The sequence below is a fragment of the Psychrobacter sp. 4Bb genome, assembly GCF_002836735.1.
In the GTDB taxonomy this organism is placed as follows: domain Bacteria; phylum Pseudomonadota; class Gammaproteobacteria; order Pseudomonadales; family Moraxellaceae; genus Psychrobacter.
Genome location: NZ_PJAS01000059.1, coordinates 91,604 through 113,537, shown reverse-complemented (window position 1 = coordinate 113,537; position 21,934 = coordinate 91,604). Strand labels below are relative to the sequence as shown.

General features: G+C 42.1%; 20 protein-coding genes. 11 read left to right on the top strand and 9 right to left on the bottom strand.

Going from position 1 to position 21,934, the window contains the following annotated elements; all coding sequences use genetic code 11:
* Positions 1–40 precede the first annotated feature (40 nt).
* Both truA and infA read left to right on the top strand, forming a co-directional pair.
* Positions 41–874, top strand: a complete 834-nt coding sequence (truA, locus tag CXF60_RS06490) for a tRNA pseudouridine(38-40) synthase TruA (protein WP_102091278.1) — start codon at positions 41–43, stop codon at positions 872–874.
* 121 nt (positions 875–995) lie between these two features.
* Positions 996–1,217, top strand: a complete 222-nt coding sequence (gene infA, locus CXF60_RS06485; protein ID WP_021814850.1) for a translation initiation factor IF-1 — start codon at positions 996–998, stop codon at positions 1,215–1,217.
* Positions 1,218–1,478: 261 nt separating this feature from the next.
* On the opposite strand, the gene CXF60_RS06480 is transcribed toward infA, so the two are convergent.
* From CXF60_RS06480 to leuC, 5 genes are all read right to left on the bottom strand, one after another.
* Entirely contained in the window at positions 1,479–2,600 is a 1,122-nt protein-coding gene (locus CXF60_RS06480; protein ID WP_102091277.1) for a L,D-transpeptidase family protein, read from the bottom strand.
* A 407-nt stretch (positions 2,601–3,007) separates the two neighbouring features.
* Complete coding sequence (gene leuB, locus CXF60_RS06475; protein WP_102091276.1) at positions 3,008–4,111, bottom strand: 3-isopropylmalate dehydrogenase; 1,104 nt, start codon at positions 4,109–4,111, stop codon at positions 3,008–3,010.
* A 63-nt stretch (positions 4,112–4,174) separates the two neighbouring features.
* The gene (locus CXF60_RS06470) at positions 4,175–4,894 is read right to left on the bottom strand and encodes a hypothetical protein (RefSeq protein WP_102091275.1); all 720 of its coding nucleotides are present in this window, start codon (positions 4,892–4,894) and stop codon (positions 4,175–4,177) included.
* A gap of 137 nt (positions 4,895–5,031) precedes the next feature.
* Positions 5,032–5,682 carry a 3-isopropylmalate dehydratase small subunit gene (leuD, locus tag CXF60_RS06465; RefSeq protein ID WP_057759322.1) on the bottom strand — a complete coding sequence of 217 codons (651 nt, stop codon included), beginning with the start codon at positions 5,680–5,682 and terminating at the stop codon, positions 5,032–5,034.
* A gap of 142 nt (positions 5,683–5,824) precedes the next feature.
* Entirely contained in the window at positions 5,825–7,243 is a 1,419-nt protein-coding gene (leuC, locus tag CXF60_RS06460) for a 3-isopropylmalate dehydratase large subunit (RefSeq protein WP_102091274.1), read from the bottom strand.
* 457 nt (positions 7,244–7,700) lie between these two features.
* Between leuC and CXF60_RS06455 the strand changes: the two genes are divergently transcribed.
* The 3 genes from CXF60_RS06455 (at position 7,701) to CXF60_RS14660 (ending at position 10,720) form a co-directional block, all read left to right on the top strand.
* Positions 7,701–8,573 (top strand): LysR family transcriptional regulator, encoded by an 873-nt coding sequence (locus CXF60_RS06455; protein WP_101205469.1) that lies wholly within the window; start codon positions 7,701–7,703, stop codon positions 8,571–8,573.
* A 457-nt stretch (positions 8,574–9,030) separates the two neighbouring features.
* Positions 9,031–10,530, top strand: coding sequence for a sodium/proline symporter PutP (gene putP / locus CXF60_RS06450; RefSeq protein ID WP_101205470.1), 1,500 nt, complete (start codon positions 9,031–9,033; stop codon positions 10,528–10,530).
* Between the two features lie 64 nt (positions 10,531–10,594).
* Complete coding sequence (locus CXF60_RS14660) at positions 10,595–10,720, top strand: hypothetical protein (RefSeq protein WP_267284418.1); 126 nt, start codon at positions 10,595–10,597, stop codon at positions 10,718–10,720.
* A 395-nt stretch (positions 10,721–11,115) separates the two neighbouring features.
* On the opposite strand, the gene CXF60_RS06445 is transcribed toward CXF60_RS14660, so the two are convergent.
* The 3 genes from CXF60_RS06445 to CXF60_RS06435 form a co-directional block, all read right to left on the bottom strand.
* Positions 11,116–12,462, bottom strand: a complete 1,347-nt coding sequence (locus CXF60_RS06445; RefSeq protein WP_102091273.1) for an outer membrane protein transport protein — start codon at positions 12,460–12,462, stop codon at positions 11,116–11,118.
* A 308-nt stretch (positions 12,463–12,770) separates the two neighbouring features.
* Complete coding sequence (locus tag CXF60_RS06440) at positions 12,771–14,000, bottom strand: OmpP1/FadL family transporter (protein ID WP_102091272.1); 1,230 nt, start codon at positions 13,998–14,000, stop codon at positions 12,771–12,773.
* A 219-nt stretch (positions 14,001–14,219) separates the two neighbouring features.
* Positions 14,220–14,477, bottom strand: a complete 258-nt coding sequence (locus CXF60_RS06435; RefSeq protein ID WP_102091271.1) for a SlyX family protein — start codon at positions 14,475–14,477, stop codon at positions 14,220–14,222.
* A 240-nt stretch (positions 14,478–14,717) separates the two neighbouring features.
* On the opposite strand from CXF60_RS06435, the gene CXF60_RS06430 reads away from it, so the two are divergent.
* The 6 genes from CXF60_RS06430 to CXF60_RS06405 all read left to right on the top strand — a co-directional run bounded on the left by CXF60_RS06430 (position 14,718) and on the right by CXF60_RS06405 (position 21,090).
* Entirely contained in the window at positions 14,718–16,661 is a 1,944-nt protein-coding gene (locus CXF60_RS06430) for an ATP-binding cassette domain-containing protein (protein WP_102091270.1), read from the top strand.
* A gap of 521 nt (positions 16,662–17,182) precedes the next feature.
* The gene (petA, locus tag CXF60_RS06425) at positions 17,183–17,767 is read left to right on the top strand and encodes a ubiquinol-cytochrome c reductase iron-sulfur subunit (protein ID WP_102091269.1); all 585 of its coding nucleotides are present in this window, start codon (positions 17,183–17,185) and stop codon (positions 17,765–17,767) included.
* 7 nt (positions 17,768–17,774) lie between these two features.
* Positions 17,775–18,995, top strand: coding sequence for a cytochrome b (locus CXF60_RS06420; RefSeq protein WP_371531454.1), 1,221 nt, complete (start codon positions 17,775–17,777; stop codon positions 18,993–18,995).
* Positions 18,995–19,711 carry a cytochrome c1 gene (locus CXF60_RS06415; protein ID WP_102091268.1) on the top strand — a complete coding sequence of 239 codons (717 nt, stop codon included), beginning with the start codon at positions 18,995–18,997 and terminating at the stop codon, positions 19,709–19,711. Before CXF60_RS06420 ends, CXF60_RS06415 begins: the two co-directional genes overlap by 1 nt.
* 194 nt (positions 19,712–19,905) lie before the next feature.
* Positions 19,906–20,520, top strand: a complete 615-nt coding sequence (locus CXF60_RS06410; protein ID WP_058024136.1) for a glutathione S-transferase N-terminal domain-containing protein — start codon at positions 19,906–19,908, stop codon at positions 20,518–20,520.
* 132 nt (positions 20,521–20,652) lie between these two features.
* Positions 20,653–21,090: a ClpXP protease specificity-enhancing factor gene (locus CXF60_RS06405; RefSeq protein ID WP_102091267.1), complete on the top strand. Its 438-nt coding sequence runs from the start codon at positions 20,653–20,655 to the stop codon at positions 21,088–21,090.
* Positions 21,091–21,239: 149 nt separating this feature from the next.
* Here CXF60_RS06405 and dcd read toward each other — a convergent pair whose 3' ends face one another.
* Positions 21,240–21,815, bottom strand: coding sequence for a dCTP deaminase (gene dcd, locus CXF60_RS06400; protein WP_058024138.1), 576 nt, complete (start codon positions 21,813–21,815; stop codon positions 21,240–21,242).
* Positions 21,816–21,934 lie beyond the last annotated feature (119 nt).

Here is a 21,934-nt window from a genome sequence, read left to right as displayed (position 1 = left end):
ACTTTTAATTAATTCCCATTTTATAAGTTTAGAAACCCTAATGTCTGAGACTGAAATTATCGACACTGAACCAACCTACACTTTAGCGATTGCTATTGAGTTCTTAGGAACTCATTATCATGGCTGGCAACGGCAACGAGAGGTTTTAGGTGTACAAGAAGCCTTAGAGACAGCTATCGGCAAAGTGGCTAACGAGCCTGTAGAAGTCATCGCAGCTGGGCGTACTGATGCCAGCGTCCATGCGAGTAATATGATTGCCCATTTTACAACTCATGCGTATCGCCCTACTCATAACTGGTTACGCGGTGTGAACAGCCTACTCCCTGATGATATTGCTTTACGCTGGATACAACCCATGCCAGTTGACTTTCATGCGCGTTTTGGTGCTATTGCTCGTCGCTATCGTTATATTACGCTCAACCAAGCACAGCGCCCTGCCATACTAAATCATCAAGTAACTCATATCTATGAGCCGCTTGATTTGAAAGCCATGCAGCAAGCAGCAGCTGATATCGTCGGTACACACGATTTTAGCAGTTACCGTGCTGCTGCTTGTCAATCCAATCAACCAGTGCGTACGATTAGCCATGCAAACCTTTTTGCTCATGGTCAATTTATCGTTTTTGATATACAAGCAGATGGGTTTTTACATCATATGGTTCGCAATTTAATGGGCACATTATATGCCATTGGTAGACACGAGCTAGAGCCAGCAGATTTTTTGAAGATTTTGCATAAAAAAGATCGGACGATTGCACCACCTACCGCTTCAGGTGATGGCTTGTATTTTATCAATGCCTATTATCCTGAACGTTTTCAAAGTTTATTGCCAGATGCGCCATTAACGCCTGTCTGGTTAAATCTACCTGATTAAATTATTATCATTTGGCATACATATCACTTACATGCTGTCAAGTCAAAAGCAGGTTCGTATTGCTTTAATCCGCTAACTTACGTATAATATGGGCTTATTTTTTAATTGATTGATACAAATTATGGCAAAAGACGATATTATTGAATTTGAAGGCGAAGTCATTGATACCCTTCCTAATACTTTGTTCAAAGTTCGTTTAGAAAACGGGCACGAAATCATCGCGCATATCTCTGGTAAGATGCGTAAGCATTATATTCGTATCTTGACAGGTGATAAGGTTAAAGTTGAAATGACGCCTTATGACCTATCTAAAGGCCGTATCACCTACCGTGGTAAAAACTAAATACTGACTGACCAATATGGTTATGAAAGTATTAGCATTGGTAAGATACAGCCAATAACTGAATAGCTACGTTATCGCTGATAGCTGATATGACGCTTGGGTAGTGAAACTGATAATAATAATGAAAATGCTAATCTGCTCATTATTGCCTATCAATATTTTAGTTATTTAGTAATTGACTGTTTCTGATTACCACAAAAAATACCGCTATATTTTAGCGGTATTTTTTTGTCCATTTTTTATGACTTAATACTATCGCATTTAACTAAATTCAACAGTTGCGCCGTTTTTTATAACTCCGAGTAGACTAAGCGCATCCCAGTTGGTCAAACGCACACAACCTGCTGATGCCTGACGACTGATACGAGCAGGATCTGGTGATCCATGAATGCCATAAGTCGGTTTGCTAAGCCCAATCCATACCGAGCCTACTGGATTGTTGGGACCTGGTGGTATGATAGACTTGCTACCGTCATTGGCCGTGTAAGTATAGTTGGGCTCGTGCACCTTTACCTTGACAGTATGCGTACCTGTTGGTGATGGTGTCGCTGTACTACCCACTGTCGTTGGATAGCTAGCGATCAAGTTATTGTTTTCATCATACGCGTAGAGTGTCTCAGTGGCCTTATCAGCAACGACGCGATGCACAGGCTTGGTATTAGGATTACCAGGGTTGTATACCGTAATGATTTCACCGGCAGTAAAACTGGCATCAGGATTAAGCGACTTTAAATATTTCTCACTAATATGAAACTTCTCTGCCAACGCCTCAGTAAGACTTTCGTAGTACATCCCCTCAAGCTTTGATTTGGCAACAGAATCAGCAGGTATGGTTGTCGTTTTAACATTCACATCTGCTTCAGTAAGCTGATAACTGACTAGCACTGGTTGAGTCGTGAGCTTCTCATTCTTGGTCAGCGCCTGCCACGTCTCGTTGTTCAACGTATCGGTTACATCTAAACCATTTGCTTTTTGAAACGCCTGCATGGCTTTGCGAGTATTTTTGCCCCAGTAGCCATCGACAGGCCCTACTCCGTTATGATGCCAGTTTAATAGAGCCTGCAGCTTTGTTCCTATATTACGATCGATCTCTGCATCCGCCGTCCAAGTGACATTGTTTATCTTTTTTGCATTGTCAGATAGGTTCTCAGTTGTGTATTTAATAGTAGGCAGTAGCTTATTCAATGAAGTCGCAGCTTTACTATCTCCTGTTAATTTTTGACTTACGCCATTAGTCACTGGACTGACTTCTGCCGGAGCCTTGACGCTATTATTTGCGTTCACACTATCCGTTGTCTCTGCTGCAATGCTTTGCCCCATGAATAGTAAGCTAGAGAGACTAATCACTGTTAATGCTTTACTGATTCTTGTTAATTGATACATGTAATACTCCTCATTTAAGAAATTCTATTATTATTTTCAGTTTTCAAATACTACAGTTTTTTGGATTTTTAGAACTTACCTTTGGCATCTAGATTTTGGATATTTTACTTTTGCTAAAAGCGAAATATTTTAGCTCCTTTATAAGCTACTAATATTGTCATATTACCTTGTGAGCATATAACAGCTTTGTGTTAAAAGGAGCTTTGTTGTACAGCGTCTCTGTTAATAAGGCGCTTATAAATAAGCTTTGCTAATAGATAAACGGTAAACGGTAAACGGTAAACGATAAACGATAAACGATAAACGATAAAAAACCCATACGCCACTTGGTAGCCTATGGGTATACAACACGCAAACTAAGACTGTGGAAAATGCTATATAGGAATAGCCTTTAAACGCAAGTTAACTTATATCAGTTTAGCCAAGATCGCTTGACCCATTTCTTTACAGCCTACCTGCTTAAGTCCAGCTTCGCTGCTATCTAAAATATCTAGCGTACGTAAACCATCATCAAGCACATCACTGACTGCTTGCTCAATTGCTTGTGCCGCTTCTTCTTGCTTGAAGGTGTAACGCAGCATCATAGCAACAGATAAGATAGTCGCTAATGGGTTGGCTTTATCTTGTCCTGCGATATCAGGTGCTGAACCATGACACGGCTCGTACATACCCTTACCTGACTCATCTAAGCTCGCTGATGGCAACATCCCGATAGAGCCTGTCAACATCGCAGCTTCATCAGATAGGATATCGCCAAACATATTACCTGTCACCATAACATCGAACTGCTTAGGATCTTTAATCAACTGCATGCAAGCGTTGTCAGCATACATATGTGACAACGCCACATCACTATAGTCAGCTTGCTGCATCTCGATCATCGTCTGTTTCCACAGCTCGGTGACTTCTAACACATTGGCTTTATCAACTGAACATACCTTAGCTGCTGTACCTGCTGCTTGCGCACGCGTTTTTGCTAACTCAAAGGCAACTTTACCAATACGCTGAATCTCACTTGTGCTATACACCATCGTGTTATAGCCCTGCTGCTCACCGTTTTCTAGTGTGCGGATACCACGAGGCTCACCGAAATAGATACCGCCTGTCAGTTCACGAACGATCAATAGATCTAGGCCTGAGATAATTTCCGGTTTGATACTTGAGGCATTAGCCAACTGTGGATAGAGCTTGGCTACGCGTAAGTTGGCAAATAAACCAAGCTCACCGCGGATTTTGAGCAGACCGCGCTCAGGGCGTTTACTACGCTCGATTGCATCCCATTTAGGACCACCGACCGCACCTAGCAATACGGCATCTGCGGCGCGAGCACGGGCCAATGTCTCATCTGGTAAAGGCTCACCAGTTGCATCAATAGCCACACCGCCAATCAATCCAGACTCAAGCGTTAAATCAAGTGAAAACTTATCATTGACAGCTTTGAGCACGTCAATGGCTTGGGTCATAATTTCAGGGCCAATACCATCACCCGCTAATGTTAAAATCGTTGCCATACTGATCCTTTTGGAAATATTTTTATTGGTTGATTATATTTTTGAGCTTTTCAGTCTCATATTTTATGCTGCCATTTTTTTGGCTTTGGGTGCTGATGTTACTGCTTTGACCATACCCGTCTCTACAAACTCGCCTTGATGCTCAGCGTCTAGTTGCTTGCAGAATCGGCGCTGTACTTGAGTACCTTGCAATAGCTCAATACATAAAGGCTCAGGTGATGCTGTGTCTAATAGACTGCCTGATTTTTCGGTGTTCTTTTTTTGATAAGCGCGCAACTGATAAGTACCTGCTTCAGTGAAATCATGAATCATCGCGAAACGCTCAATATAGCCCATATTGTTTTCTGGATAAAAATTAACATGAACCTCGTGTTTGGCAGGCATGACCCGTGCATAGTAGTTGGTCAATCCTGGCATACTCGAAGGCGCTAACGGCACAACTTTTATGGCATTTTTATTGACGAGTGGCGTCATATCCATATTCATCGAGGTTTTTGCCATACCTTCTTGACGTGGTAAGGCTGTCATAATCTGAGGATTGATTGGCTCGTGACTATTAGGCGCGATAATGAGTGTTTTATCTATCTGCACAATTTCGCAATGATATGTACCCACACAGGCAATATTTACTTCACCAGCAATAGGTTTAATTTTACCCACCCATGCTTCAGCACTCTCTGCTTCATCTATTTTTTGATAGCCCGTCAATAGCTGACAGCCTGACAATAATAAGCTTGCAGCAACGATTGTACTTGTCCATAGAGCATAACGTTTTGTATTCATAATGGCGGCTACTATTCAAGAGAGATAATAAAATGTAGTGAAAAACTATTCTTCATTTTAGACAGTTCACCGCCATAACTCAACGCTGCGTTGCGACTACTCGCAGTTTTATAAGCAGTAGATTATAGAATGACCCTCTACGCTCTTACGTCGTTAAATATCCACGGTGTTTTTTGCATCATTTGTTGTTCATAATCTTTGATAGCATCACTTTGCTGCAAAGTTAGACCAATATCATCCAGTCCGTTTAATAGGCAATGTTTGCGAAAAGCATCTACTTCAAAGGCATACTCTTCACCAGTTGGTGTGATAACGACCTGACGCTCAAGATCCGCGGTCAACTCATAGCCTTCGTTATCAAAAGTCGCCTTCATTAACGTATCTACAATCGCTTCATCCAACACAATCGGCAACATGCCATTTTTAAAACAGTTATTGTAGAAAATATCTGCAAAGCTAGGCGCAATTACCGTACGGAAACCATACTCTGATAACGCCCAAGGTGCATGCTCACGACTAGAGCCACAACCAAAGTTTCTACGTGCTAGTAAGATAGTAGCACCTTGATAACGCGGTTTATTCAATACAAAGTCTGGATTGATAACTCGTGTGCTGTTGTCTTGACCAGGATAGCCTTCATCAAGATAGCGCCAATCGTCAAATAGATTCACGCCAAAACCTGTACGTTTAATAGACTTCAAAAACTGTTTTGCGATAATTTGGTCGGTATCGACGTTTGCGCGATCTAACGGGCAAACGATACCTGTTTGGGTGTTATAAGCTTGCATAAAATTTCCTATCAATTATATTTTTGCTGGCTGATGATCTTGATAAGCGTATTAAATAGTAAATAAGTTTTTACCATCTTTGACAGCATGCTCATATATTTATTGTTCATACAAGCATGATATCAGCTACTTATTATCAGTCTTAAAACGTACGAACGTCTACAAAATGACCTGCCAACGCGGCGGCAGCTGCCATTGCTGGGCTTACCAAATGCGTACGACCACCATTGCCCTGACGACCTTCAAAATTACGGTTAGACGTTGAAGCACAATGCTCTTGCGGCTCAAGTTTGTCTGCATTCATCGCAAGACACATTGAGCAGCCCGGCTCACGCCATTCAAAACCAGCTTCAGTAAACAACGTATCCAAGCCTTCAGCCTCTGCTTGCAGTTTCACTTGTCCAGAACCTGCAACAACGATCGCTTCTTTTACGTTATCAGCAACTTTGCGACCTTTGATTACCGCTGCCGCATCACGTAAATCTTCGATACGTGAATTGGTACATGAACCAATAAATATACGATCAAGTTGGATATCCGTAATTTTCTGACCTGCCTCTAGCCCCATATAAGTATAAGCACGTAACCAGCCCTCTTCTTGAGCTTCATCCATGGCTTGATCTGGTGTCGGTACAGATTGCGTGATATCTACTACCATCTCAGGCGATGTACCCCAAGATACCTGCGGTGCGATCTGGCTACCATCCATTTCTACTACAGTATCAAATACCGCGTCATCATCTGAATATAGTGTACGCCAGTAGGCTTCCGCTTGTGCCCATTGTGCTTCGCTTGGCGCATATGGACGACCTTTGACATAATCAATCGTCGTATCATCGACCGCAACCATACCGACACGTGCACCTGCTTCGATCGCCATGTTACAGACGGTCATGCGACCTTCCATACTCATGTCTTCGAACACTTGACCTGCAAATTCAATCGCGTGTCCTGTTCCACCTGCTGTACCGATTTTTGCAATAATAGCTAACACCACATCTTTTGAAGTGACACCAGCACCAAGTTGACCAGTGACACGGATCTGCATATTTTTTGATTTCTTTTGAATCAAACACTGCGTTGCCAATACATGCTCAACTTCGGAGGTTCCGATACCGTGAGCCAAGCAACCAAGTGCTCCGTGGGTCGCTGTATGCGAGTCACCGCAAACAACCGTCATACCCGGCAAGACCAAACCTTGCTCTGGACCGACCACATGCAAAATACCTTGACGGGCATCATTGATAGTAAATTCAGCAATATCAAACTTGGTGCAGTTATCATCCAACGTGACAACCTGCAAGCGTGATACCTTGTCTTTAATCCCAGGCACCCCTTCTAGGCGCTCTTTGGTGACAGTCGGCACATTGTGATCTGGACTGGCAATGTTAGCCGATAAACGCCATGGCGCTCTGTTTGCCAATTCCAACCCTTCAAATGCTTGTGGACTCGTCACTTCATGCAACAGGTGGCGGTCGATATAAATCAGGCTCGAACCATCGTCGCGCTTAGTGACTTCGTGAGCGTTCCAAAGTTTGTCATATAACGTTTGACCAGCCATGTTGCTATCCTTTATAGGTTACTAATTACTTAATTTTTACTTACTTGCAAATTGCCAAGCTAAGATTCTATAGACCTCTTGCAAAAGTACCGTTTTATTGACCTTCGTTAACGGAGTATCAAAGGCTAGCAATGACTTATGCAAGAGATCTTATGTAAATGCTATGTCTATCTACAATGTTTAATAATTACTGTCGTATCTAAAATTTAAATATTATTTCTTTATGAGACCCAACATATGACTAAAATTAACGCTTAAAATACGTTTTAAATGGCAAATAGCCAATTTTTTAGAATAAATATGTCACAATATGCCTCGATGTCTTGTGATTATAGCAGGCAAATCCTATAATAATAATTGATGATTTTTAACCAGACGCAAACTTTTTTTTCTAATACGTTGTGATTGGGTCAGCCAACTTTTATTTATAGCTCATAAAGTAGCTAAGGACATTCGTTTGAACACCACAAACTTGACGACATTCGTTACCGTTATGCACACTGGCAGTATCTCAGGTGCCGCAGAAAAGCTGTTTATCACTCAGCCTGCTGTCAGTAAACGTATCAAAAACTTAGAAGACGAGTTTAATATTACCTTGTTTGATACGGTAGGACGTGGAATTGTACCTACTCAAGCTGCCAGTGAAATGCTACCTCATGCCAAGCGTTGGCTGGAAGATTATGAGAACTTTAAAATCAACTTGCAGCATTCTCAGCATATCGTTTCTGGCAAATTAGTCATTGGTACTAGCCATCATATTGGCCTACATCATTTAGCACCTGTCCTTAAACACTTTATTCAAGCTTATCCAGCTGTTCAGTTAGAAGTACACTTCGTAGATTCTGAAAAAGCGCACAAAGCAGTACTAGATGGTGATTTGTCTTTAGCCTTTGTTACGCTTCCACCGGTCTACGATAAGCGCTTAACTTATCACACGCTCTGGTCAGACCCTCTTTATTTTATGACGGGTACGCTATCACCTTTGGCTACTAAATCTAATGTGACGTTGGAGCAGTTAGCGCGCTATCCTGCCATTTTGCCTTCTGCCAATACCTTTACCAGTCAGATTACTTTGGCCGAATTTGCCAAGCACAATCTGAAGCCTTATGCCACGATGAGCACCAACCCTCTTGAGTCTATCCGTATGCTGGTATCTGTTGGTCTTGGTTGGTCAGTACTACCACAAACGATGGTCAGTCAAGACTTGGAACGTATCGATATGGCTGACAATATTGAATTACAACGCTATTTAGGTGTGGTCATCAATCCAAAATTAACTCAATCTAGCAGCGTGACCGCCCTACTAGACTTACTTGCGCCTATTGAATAAAAAGAGCTCGCTATAACAGTCTAACCATTAAGCTATTCGCATTTGTGACTCTCATGCGTTATAATACGCTTGACGTTGCTTTTATAACAAAAATTTACCACAAGGACACTGATAGTCATATATTGAATACTTCTAGTAAGATATGATGGTTAACAGTAGGTTTAATGGTTTAGATTGATGATGTAGGTTGCTAATACTCATATATAAATAGCAGATGCGAGCAATAACAATAGATAAGTGGAATGCGATGTTCCCGTTGTTCTCTATCTCTATATGAGTGCTAGCCATAGAACAACATCAATCATATAAAACTACAGAAGATACTGAAAAAAGCCATTATGTCTCAATTAATGGCTTTTTTTGTCTTTAAATATTGTTTTGGACATCGCCTTGTAGGACAGAACTTTTATAGTTAAAAAATAATTACAGCCAACCATGTTGGTTAAGGACAATTTATATGAACGGAGTTTCTAGTGGCGTGCTGATATCACTCGGCGCCTATTTCTTAGTGATGATTGGGATTGGTGTTTACGCTTATTTTAAGCAAGCCAATGATACTGAAGGCTATATGTTAGGGGGTCGTAACTTAGGCCCAGCAGTAACCGCACTTTCTGCAGGTGCATCAGATATGTCAGGTTGGTTACTACTTGGCTTACCTGGTTATATGTTTGCCGATGGTGTGGTCAGTATTTGGATCGCGCTTGGTTTGACATTAGGTGCATTATTAAACTATCTCATCGTAGCACCTCGCCTTCGTGTTTATACCGAAGTGGCTGACAACGCTATCACCCTACCAGATTATTTCGCCAACCGCTTTGAAGACAAGTCGCACATGCTACGCGTCATCTCAGCAGTGGTCATCATTCTATTCTTTACCGTCTATACCGCTGCAAGTCTTGTAGGTGGTGGTAAACTCTTCGAAAGCTCACTTAACCTATCGTATAGTACTGGCCTATGGGTTACTGCTGGTGTGGTTGTGGCTTATACGCTATTCGGTGGTTTCTTAGCAGTATCTATGACCGATTTCGTACAGGGCGTCATCATGCTGTTTGCCATGGTAATCGTACCTGTCGTTGCCTTTACTGATCTTGGTGGTATTTCAGCCACTACAGAAGCGGTTAGAAACATCGATCCTACCCTTTTAGACGTTACTAGCGGTATGAGTGTTATCGGTATTATCTCACTCATGGCATGGGGCTTAGGTTACTTTGGCCAACCGCATATTATCGTACGTTTTATGGCGATTCGTTCAGTGAGAGATGTGCCAACCGCACGTAATATCGGTATGAGCTGGATGGTTGTGAGTCTGGTTGGTTCACTAATGACTGGTTTTGCTGGTCGTGCCTACGTACAAAAAACTGCGATGACGCTAGACGATCCTGAGACTATCTTCTTAGTATTCACTCAGTTCTTGTTCCATCCATTGGTTTCAGGTTTCCTATTAGCAGCTATTTTAGCAGCAATTATGAGTACTATCTCATCGCAGCTATTGGTTGTATCAAGCTCTCTAACCAAAGATGTATACAAACTATTCTTTGATAAAGACGCACCAGAAGCTCGCCAGGTATTGGTTGGTCGTATCTCAGTTATCATTGTCGCTATTGTTGCCATTATGCTAGCGTCTAACCCAGATAGCTCAGTATTGAACTTAGTTTCTAATGCATGGGCAGGATTCGGTGCAGCGTTTGGTCCATTGGTTATCTTCAGCCTTACATGGCGTGGTATGAACCGTAATGGTGCTGTTGCTGGTATGGTTGTTGGTGCGTTGACTGTTATCCTATGGATTTATGGTCCTTTCCAAGTAGATGGTATGGCACTAAATAGCTGGTTATATGCTATCGTTCCAGGCTTTATCTTAAGTACTATCGCTATCTTTGCCGTTAGTATCATGACTGGTGGTCCAAGACCTTCAGTTTCTGCTAAGTACAAAGAGATGGAGCTAAACTTAAACAAATAAGTTTACGTAAAATCTTAAGATTATTGTTATAAAAAAACCTCGTCACTTGTGGCGAGGTTTTTTTATGAGTAACGACTTAGTATATTTAACCTACTACGGTATCGAACCAAGAGAAATTATGGCGAGTGAGACAGGAGTATGGACAAAGATAGTAGCATCTAATAGCCCTGTGATGGGTATACTACGCTAGATTGTCCTAGCCTATTTGGCAGTTCAACTGCTACACACCCTTGAACGGTAGGCCTTTATCAACAATACTATCTTTTCTTAATATCAAATTTGATTACGTTTTTAGTTCTTTTCGTTGTGTATCTTGAGTATGCTATGTCATTAGCAACTTACTAGATGTTCGATAAGGTGTAAGTAATTATCAACCTTTGATCCGTAAGATACTCACTATATATAGACAGGAAACTAAACTAGGCAAATAAGATGTAGCCTTGCTATATGAATTAGTACTATAAAGATTATCTTTGCTGTTCTACTTAGATATAAATATGAATAATCAAATATTTTTTAGAAGTTGCATAAAAAAGCAACCCATCATAGGTCGCTTTTTTATTATCTAGCAGTTATACCAAGAAATTATCTTGCTTGATAAGAAATCTTTACACCAGCAATAAAGCCATCATTGTCTTCAAAATCAGCAACGATTTTGTCAGTCGGTAGGGCGCCTTGAGCGTCACCAAACCATAAGTACTTACCACCAGCAGATACCGCCCAGTTCTCGGTTACGTTGTACTTGGCACCAAGACCGACACTATAGTAACCATCGACAGGACCTAATGAGGTCGTTGGATCCCCGGCACCACTGTCCCAACCAACGGTACCACTGATAGCCAATGCTGGAGCGACACGCTTGGCCAGACCCAACTCTACCTGCCACTGATCATCTTCATACTCAACCAAATTTAATCCATCATCTTGGTACAGAGGATTGAGTTTACTAGTAGCATTATACAGTGGTGGAGTAATAACAAAGTCACTCCAAGGTACCCAACGGACTTTTGCCGTTGCTAAAGTAGTCGGATTGATACCTGTTTGGAAATCAAAGTTGACTGATTTAGGGGTGGTAATCTCGTAGTTGCTGACTTGAGTTGATAAAGAGTTTATCAGTGCTATAGGAGCGGTTGCGGCGTTTGATCCAAGCCCTCTAACACCTCTTATCGGATAAGTTTCAGATATTTCTATACTATGATCAATTTCGGAACGATATGTCAATGCAGCTTTTAATGCGATTTCAGGCTTACTGTAGGCAATACCTGCTATATAACCATAGTCCATATCAGGGTTACTGTTCGACGTATAGCCAGTGGCTGGACCGTAAGCAAGACCACGTAGTTTTGTTTCAGACTGAATACGCTGTGCTACTGGACCGCCATAAACTTGAAAGTTTTTATTGGCGCCAAACTTCATACCAAGGATCCCTGTTAAGCTCTGGCTACGAACTTCTACATTAGTATTTTCACCCGCAGTCGTTGATTCAGCTAACGCTATGCCACCTGCGGTCGTCGCATCTACCCCATCAGTTACTAATTCGCCTCCAGAAGCTTGAGGGTTATTGCTTGCCACAAAATTGCTTTGAGTATATTCAGCCGCAGCACCGAAGGGCTCATCGTATAGTAAGCCAATACTGAACGTATCATTGATATCAGTTTTTACACCATAACGGAAAAAGTCATAAGCTTCAGCAATATCACCCGTTTTATTACCACGTTCATAAGCTTTTTCATCAGGGTTGACATTAGCACTATCATAACCACTTACATCAGCATCAATATAGGTATAGACGGCTTCAGCATAGGTTCCATCTTGCAAGAAAGCGGTGACATCCTGACCTGAACGATCAAGACCAGCAGCATTAGTCATGCTAGCGACAGAAAGAGTAGCGATCGCTACTGCAAGGGTTTTTAAGTGAAAAGTAGTGCGCATTGTGTATCTCCAACGGTCCTTGTTGTATTACTACTTTGATAACCAATATATAGCATTGCAGCGCTTAGCATTGAAGTTATCAAAGTCGTGTCCTAAGTTGAATACTAATGCCTTTTTGACACTAAAACAACATTTAAAGTGCTTTATTTCTCAAATATGACTGAACAGTACATATAAGATATAAATAAAATGCTGTGGTTTACTTTTTGTCTTTAATGTGATTTTTAAAAATACATAATAAAAAAGCGACCCTTAAAGGATCGCTTTTAATATTAATAACAAACAGCATCACATAATTTATTTGTGATTTACTGAGCTTGGTAAGATACCTTTACACCCAATACAAAACCATCGTTACTTTCGAAGTCACTAACAATCGTCTTAGTTGGGATTTGACCTTTGGCATCACCGAACCATAAGTATTTACCGCCAGCAGATATTGCCCAGTTCTCGGTAACATTATATTTTGCGCCAAGGCCAGCACTATAATAGCCTTCGATAGGACCTAACGAAGTGACAGGGTTACCTGCACCGCTATCCCAACCGATATTACCAGAGACTGCTAATGCTGGCGTTAAGCGTTTGGCTAGGCCAAGCTCTACTTGCCATTGATCGTCATCATAGCTAACTAACGCTAACCCCTTATCATCCTGAGTCGAAATCTTGCTAACATCGTTATATAGTGATGGTACGATAGCAAAATCACTCCATGGTACCCAACGTACTTTTGCAGTCGCTAGGGTTGTAGGGTTGATGCCAGTTTGAAAATCAAAGTTCACTGATTCAGGCGTAGTTATTTCAATGCTATTAACTCTGTTTGTTGACAGACCAAGTGCAGAAACCACAGGAGCTGGTATAAGACCAGAACCTACAACAGGATAAATTTCAGATGCTTGAGCGTTATGTTCGATTTCCGATCGGTATGTTAATGATGCTTTTAACGCAATTTCAGGCTTGCTATAAGCTACGCCTGCGATATAACCATAATCTTGATCAGCATTAATATTCGTAGTGTAACCGTTCGCAGCTTCATAAGCAGGACCGCGTAGCTTTACATCTGCCTTTACGCGCTGAGCAACTGGGCCACCGTATACTTGGAAGTTTTTATTTTGACCAAATTTTGCACCAAGGATACCAGTAATACTCTCTGTACGTACTTCTACATTCGTACCCTCATCATTTCTAGGTGAAAGAGGATTCTGATCCACAAAATTATTGTTACCAGTATAATCAGCGGCTGCGCCAAAAGGCTCATCATATAAGACGCCAACACTAAACGTGTCGTTGATATCTGTTTTTACACCGTAACGGAAAAAGTCATAAGACTCTGCGATGTCATCGATCTTATTACCTGAGGTATCTTTACCGGTAACGTCAGCATCGATATAAGTGTAGACAGCTTCTGCATAAGTGCCGTCTTGTAGGAATGCGGTGATATCTTGGCCTGAGCGATCAAGACCAGCAGCACTAGCGACGCTAGCAACAGAAAGAGTAGCAACAGCTACTGCAAGAGTTTTTAAATGAAAGGTGTGGCGCATTTTATATCTCCAAACATCCGCATTGTTTTACTGTTTTACCCAGTATTAATAGGTAATCAGTATCCGAGGTGGAAGATAGTAAAGATTTTTTAACACTAAAACAACTACAAAAACACATTATTCCCATGTTATGACCACATAGTCATTAAACAGTATCTATATATAAAAATACGTATATATTTTCCGTTATTAAAAGATTTTCTTTCCAAATCTTACTTATCAATAATGTGGCGGTCTGTCTGCCATTACATCGAATGGTGCAATGCCACTTTCCGTATCTTGACCCTCAATCTGTTTATAAATCAGCTGTAGTTGACGTTGCAGCGTATGAATATCTTTGTCTTGTCGCGTGATTACGTCATCCAGTCGTTCGACGGTAACTTCAAGGTGCGCGAGGCTCATTTGCAAATCGATTACTTGGGCTTGCAGATCATCTTGCACTGTAGAAGTATCGGTTGTAGTTTTAGATTGGTTCATATTTTTCTCTAGATCATAGTAAGTATTAAAGTGAAAGAATGGATTATTAAGGTGTTCAAGGAGTACTGTAGATTAGAGATAAATCTATAATAATAGTCGTTAAATAGCATCCATTAGTAAAAGCAATAAATAGTACTGATAAAACTATTTACTCCCACTACAGTGATGCGGTGGCATGTTATACTGCAGGCAATTTTGCAACAACCCCTACCTCACTATTATATAAGCTTAAGATACTCTATGGCACTGATTCATTTAAAAGACATTCACTTAGCCTTTGGCGTCGCGCCTGTTCTTGATGGTATTGATTTTTCTATCAATACAGGCGAGCGTGTGTGCTTGATTGGCCGCAACGGCGAAGGTAAATCTACTTTGTTTAAACTGATCAATGGCTCATTGCAGCCTGACAGTGGCGAGATTATTACCAACAGTAGCATGCGTGTAGCGATGCTAGAGCAAGATGTTCCTGAAACTAGCGGTCGCATATTAGACATCGTTATGGGCGGCAGTCGTCGCACGGCTGATTTGCTCATTAACTATAATAAGCAAGTCGATATGTGCGCGAATGGCGATATGGATGCCTGTGAGCACATGGCGACCCTACAACATGATATCGATGCGGTACATGGTTGGGACTTAGAACGCGATGCCATGCGTCTGATTACGACCATGGGCCTTAATCCAGAAGACGACTTATCATCCCTATCTGGTGGTCGTAAACGCCGCGTGTTACTTGCTCGTGCGCTAGTTACTAAGCCTGATGTGCTACTACTAGATGAGCCAACCAACCATTTGGATGTTGAAAGTATCGAATGGTTAGAGCGCTTTTTGCTGGATTGGCAAGGCCTGACGTTGTTGTTCGTGACTCATGATAGAGCATTCGTAAATAAGCTATCGACTCGCATTATTGAGCTTGACCGTGGCCAATTGACTAGCTACGACGTAACACAAGGTGAAGGTGGTTACGCGCGCTATCAAGAGCTAAAAGAGCTACAGTTACAGGCTGAAGAAAAGAACAATGCTAACTTTGATAAAAAACTGGCACAAGAAGAAGTTTGGATTCGCCAAGGTATCAAAGCCCGTCGCACCCGTAATGAGGGCCGTGTCCGTGAACTAAAAGCCTTACGTGAAGAGCGTAGCGATCGCCGTGAGCAAGTGGGCAATGTAAACATCACAATGGGTCAAGGCGAGAAAAGCGGTAAGCTTGTCTGTAAAGTTAAAAACTTACATCTTGAGTATGATGGCAATGTCTTGGTAGATGATTTTACGACTACTATTATGCGTGGCGATAAGATTGGTATTGTCGGCCCTAACGGTGCGGGTAAAACTACGCTTATTAAAGCCCTACTCGATATGTCTGATGATGAAGTCACCAAGTCTGGTAGTGTCGAATTAGGTACTAATCTGAAAATCGCATTCTTCGATCAGCTGCGTGATCAGTTAGACCTTGAAGCAAGCGTTGCGCAAAACGTTTCGGAAGGTTCTGACTTTGTAGAAGTTGGCGGTCGCAAAACACATATCATGAGCTACTTGCAAGATTTCTTATTTGCACCAGAGCGCGCACGTACACCTGTCAAAGCACTGTCTGGTGGTGAGCGTAACCGAGTACTACTGGCCAAGCAGTTATTGAAACCTGCCAATATTTTGGTACTCGATGAGCCGACCAACGATTTGGACATGGCAACACTTGAGTTGTTAGAAGAATCAGTCGCCAGCTTTGGTGGTACGATTTTGCTGATCAGTCATGATCGTTCGTTCATGGACAACGTCGTTACCTCAACATGGGTGTTTGGCGAAGATGAAGACGGCAAAGGAGTGGTCAATGAGTATGTAGGTGGTTATCAAGAGTACCTCGTACAAAAGAACCGTGAAGAAGCATCACGTGCTGCCAAAGCACCTGCCAACAATGCGGCTAGTAATAAAGCGACAAATAAGTCTGGCGCGGCAGCGAAACCAAATAAGGCAGCCAAAAAGCTAAATTATAATGATCAACGCGAACTGGATAACTTGCCAAAAGAAATCGCTGCACTCGAAGCCGAACAGGCTCAACTGCAAGAAAAGCTGGCCGATGGCTCTTGGTTCAATACTGACTTTGATGCGGCGACAGCTGCTAGTGATCGTCTCTTAACCATCGAAGATGAGATGATGCACAAGCTTGAACGTTGGAGTGAGCTTGAAGGCTAGTATTGGCAACTCTCTAGCTGAGTTTATTGGAATATCGCACATGTACTTTGTATTGCGTATTTCGATAAACAAGTTTCTGATAGTCTGACAAAACCTTATTAATCATTATGAAAACATCACTACTTTATTATATAGAGTGGTGATATTTGTTTTACAGCAACTTACAAAGTAGTTAGATGGTGAAAGTTAGTGAACATTACCTTAATTTCAAGTATCATTCGCTATTGCTGAAAATCCTTATTATTTATAAGGTCATCACATCATAATCCTTGTTAAAGCAAAGTTAGCGTTAAGCGTTGATAATCCAACTGTTTTGGTTTGATTATCATATTCAACCTTCTAATATGTCCTATTGAGGTTGCTTTATTTTTAACGCAATAATTTATTTTATCACCGAAATAGCTTAGAATAGCAACAATTAGCAAAATTAGGCACAGCTAAAGTGGCTTGATATTGTATATTTTCTAAGCCACAAACCCAGTGTGGGATAATCCCATTTCATTCACCTGGAGGAAGTATTAATGAGCCAAGCCGAAGGCGTTAATGTACAACGCCGTAGAGTTCTTATTGCCTCAACTGCCGCGATTGGTGCAGCTGGGGTAGCTGCCGTGGCGACACCTTTTGTCCGTTCTTGGTACCCAAGCGCTAAAGCTGAGGCTGCAGGGGCTGCAGTGACCCAAGATATTGGTTCTATCGAAGATGGACAAATGATCGTCGTCAAATACCGTGGTAAACCTATTTATGTGGTTAAGCGCACCGAAGACATGGTTGCAGGACTAGAGTCAGTCAAACCTCTATTATCTGATCCTGAGTCTGATGCGTCTCTACAACCTGAATATTGCAAAAATACTACTCGCTCTTTAGATCCAACCGTATTGGTTGTCGAAGGCGTTTGCACACATTTGGGCTGTGCACCAAACTACCGTCCTGATGTGGGCGCGGTGGATTTAGGTGGTAATGATTGGTACGGCGGATTTTTCTGTCCGTGTCACGGGTCAAAATATGACTTAGCAGGTCGCGTATATAGCGGCGTTCCTGCACCACTTAATTTACCCGTTCCAGAATATGGTATGGATGGTACCATCTTGACGGTTGGGGAGGCTTAATATGAGTATGGGTAAAAAGTTAATGCATTGGGTGGACGCGCGTTTTCCAGCGACTGAAACCTATGAATACCATATGTCAAAGTACTACGCACCAAAGAACTTTAACTTCTGGTACTTCTTTGGCGTGCTATCAATGATTGTACTGGTCAACCAATTGGTGACTGGTATATGGCTAACGATGATGTACAACCCAAGTGCCGAAGGGGCATTTGCGTCTGTTGAATACATCATGCGTGATGTAAAAGGTGGCTGGCTCATTCGCTATATGCACTCAACCGGCGCTTCTGCGTTTTTCGTCGTTGTATACCTGCATATGTTCCGCGCCTTGCTATACGGTTCATACCAAAAACCTCGTGAGCTTATCTGGCTCATCGGTATGGGTATCTACCTAGCACTTATGGCAGAAGGTTTCTTCGGTTACCTACTACCTTGGGGCAACATGTCATTCTGGGGTGCACAGGTTATCTTGAACTTACCTGCAGCGCTGCCTGTTATTGGTGATGGCCTTGCTGAATGGGTACGTGGTGACTATATCATCTCTGGTATTACTCTAAACCGTTTCTTTGCTCTACACGTTGTTGCTATTCCATTAGTACTCGTGGGCCTAGTATTTATGCATATTGTGGCGTTGCACCATGTGGGTTCGAACAACCCTGATGGCATCGACATCAAAAAGCTAAAAGACAAAAATGGTGTGCCTTTAGACGGTATCGAATTCCATCCGTACTACACTGTGCATGACATGGTTGGTATCGTAGTATTCTTTATCTGTTTCTTTGCAGTGGTATTCTTCTTCCCAGAAGGCGGCGGTTTCTTCCTTGAGCCACCGAACTTTGAGACAGCGAACTCACTGAAAACACCAGCGCATATTGCTCCAGTATGGTACTACACGCCTTTCTACGCTATCTTGCGTGCTGTTCCTGATAAGCTTGGTGGTGTTATCGCAATGGGTGCTGCAATTGCTGTACTGTTCTTGATTCCATGGCTTGATAGATCGCCTGTACGCTCTATGCGTTACAAAGGTATCTTGTCTAAAATCGCGCTTACTGTATTTGCTATTAGCTTTGTTGTATTGGGCTACTTGGGTGCGACACCTGCTACCCCAACGGCAACTATCATGGCTCGTGTATTCACGATTCTATATTTCTTGTTCTTCTTACTGATGCCGTTCTACACTGCCATTGAGAAGTGTAAACAGCCACCAGAACGCGTTACCGGAGGTCACTAATGAGCACGCTAATTAAATCCCTAGCTGGTCTAGGCTTAGGCGCGGCATTGACGTTGACTGCTGGTACGGCAATGGCAGCTGGTGGTCACGGATGTGGTACGTTTACCAACGCTGAAGGTGTTGACGAGCATTTGGCTTGTAGCACTGCCCCTATTGATTTTACCAATAAGGGCTCGCTACAAAACGGTGCAAAAATCTTTATGAACTACTGTGCTGGGTGTCACTCAGCCAAGTACGTTCGTCACTCACGCATTGCTAAAGATTTAGAGATACCGCCTGAGCTGGTTGAAAAGTATTTGATGGTTACTACCGATCAAATCGGTGACCACATCACTGCTGAGATCGATCCTGAGATCCAAGCGTCTTGGTTTGGCGCAGCGCCTCCCGATTTATCACTTGAGACAAGACTGCGTGGCGATGACTGGGTATACACTTATCTACTATCGTTCTATGAAGATCCAAGCCGTCCTTGGGGTGCAAACAACTTAGTACTGGCCAATGCAGCGATGCCTCACGTATTGCATAATATGCAAGAAGAGTTGAGCCAAGAAGAGTTTGAATCTGAAGTTGGTGACTTGGTTAACTTTATGGCGTGGATGGGCGAACCTGCTCGTCATGACCGTCAAGTAATTGGTTTCTTTGTAATTCTATTCTTATTAGTACTGCTCATCCCAGTTTACTTATTGAATAAAGAATTCTGGAAAGATGTCAAATAAGTCATAGTCAGCAGACCGTTCTTAGAATTAAAAAAGCACTACTTCGGTAGTGCTTTTTTGTGCCTTGATATAAAGTGTAAATACTAGATAAGCCGGAAAATAAGTCGCTCAGCGCTAATGTTTACGTACACTACCTTGATAAACGTTGCGAGTTTGTTTACGATGACAACCTTCACTATTAACATTAGGCTTTCATGATTGATGCGAATGACATTCCAAGTAGTCAGCTAATTTTGTATGCTGATGACGGCTACGACAGTCATGTGGTACGCCTATTACTTGAAGAAAAAAAGCTCGCTTACTATTTGTCTCGCTTACATTCTGAGCGCCCTGAAGATTTGACTGAGCTAAACCCTTATCACACCTTGCCTGTATTACAGCAGCGTGAGATTGCGCTTTATGAGATTAATGTCATTTTTGAGTATCTTGAGGAACGCTATCACACAAATAAACTGCTCCCTGAGACACCGCAAGAGCGTGCACAGTTTCGCCAATTGGCTTGGCGCATTCAGCGTGATTGGTTAGTACTAGGCAAGCGCTTGTTGACGCATCCAGATAGCTTTAATAAAGCACAGGCTGCCGTTGCCAAAAAACAGCTCAGTGACTCGTTGATCACTCTGTCACCGCTGTTCGCTCATAAGCCTTATTTCATGGCTGATGAGTTTGGTTGGTGTGACGTGTTATTAGCACCATTATTATGGCGATTAGACGAGATGGGTATTGAGCTGCCACGTGCCATTAGCCGTCCATTATTTGAATACCAAACGAGAGTGTTTGAGCGCAGTAGCTTCCAAAAAAGTGTGCGTTGATTAGACAAGTATCGAAAGCTGTCCTAAAATAAAGTATAAATAAGATAGATGTTAATTAGCATCTGTCATTTGATAAGTTGCTGAACGAGATATTTTTCATTATTAAAAATTATTAGTATAGGAAATCATTAAATGAGCGAAACCACCTCTATTACACCTACCCGCCCTTATATGGTACGTGCACTATATCAATGGATAGAAGACAACGCTCTGACACCATACTTGATGGTTGATGCTACCGCTGACAATGTGCAAATACCAACCGAACATGTGCAAGACGGTCGTATTGTATTGAATATCGCCAGCCGTGCTACTGGTAACATGAGTATGGAAAATGACTATATTCATTTTAGTGCGCGCTTCGGTGGTGTATCACAAGAAATCTGGGTACCACTTACTGCGGTGATGGGGATTTATGCTAAAGAGAACTCGCAAGGGATGTTCTTTGATCCAAAAGAGTATGACAACTATCAGCCAGAAGACGACTCAGCACCAATGTCTAGCAACAGTCCTGCTAAAGCACCTAAACCAAAGCGTGATAATAAAGCGGGTTTAAAGGTCTTAAGATAAAAATTCTTGAAATAAATAGAACCTTAGACAAATTCTATTTGAGACAATAAAAAAGCTAGCCATATTTAATATGACTAGCTTTTTTATTAACTATTTAAAGGCTTATTAACTTTCTATAACTGATAAGCTTTTAAACGGACGCTTACTGACTAGGTTCTCGGCAAGGTCACGCCGCGCTGACCTTGGTATTTACCGCCGCGATCTTTGTAGCTGGTCTCGCACACGTCATCGGCATCGCTTTGGAAAAACAGCATTTGCGCTACGCCTTCACCAGCATAGATACGGGCTGGCAGGTTGGTCGTATTACTAAACTCTAAAGTAACATGACCTTCCCACTCAGGCTCAAGCGGCGTTACGTTGACGATAATACCGCAGCGCGCGTAAGTTGACTTACCTAGGCAGATAGTCAATACATCACGCGGAATACGGAAATACTCCATAGTACGGGCTAAAGCAAACGAATTAGGTGGAATAATGCACTCATCACCAACGATATCGATAAAGCTTTTATCATCGAAGTTTTTAGGATCAACGACCACTGAATGTACGTTGGTAAAAACTTTAAACTCAGGAGCACAGCGCACATCATAACCATAGCTTGAGGTGCCGTAGCTAACCAAACGCTCACCTGCATCATTGAAGCGTACTTGACCTGGCTCGTACGGTTCAATCATGCCGTGCTCTTCGGCCATTTTACGAATCCAGCGGTCAGACTTAATAGACATTGTTGTTCCTTAGCAAATATTTAATAGCGACGATTATACGGAATTGACGGCTGAATTTATAGCGTGATGGCTGTTTTATCCTACATTGGTTTTAGACTAGCTAAGCAACCAGCCCCCTA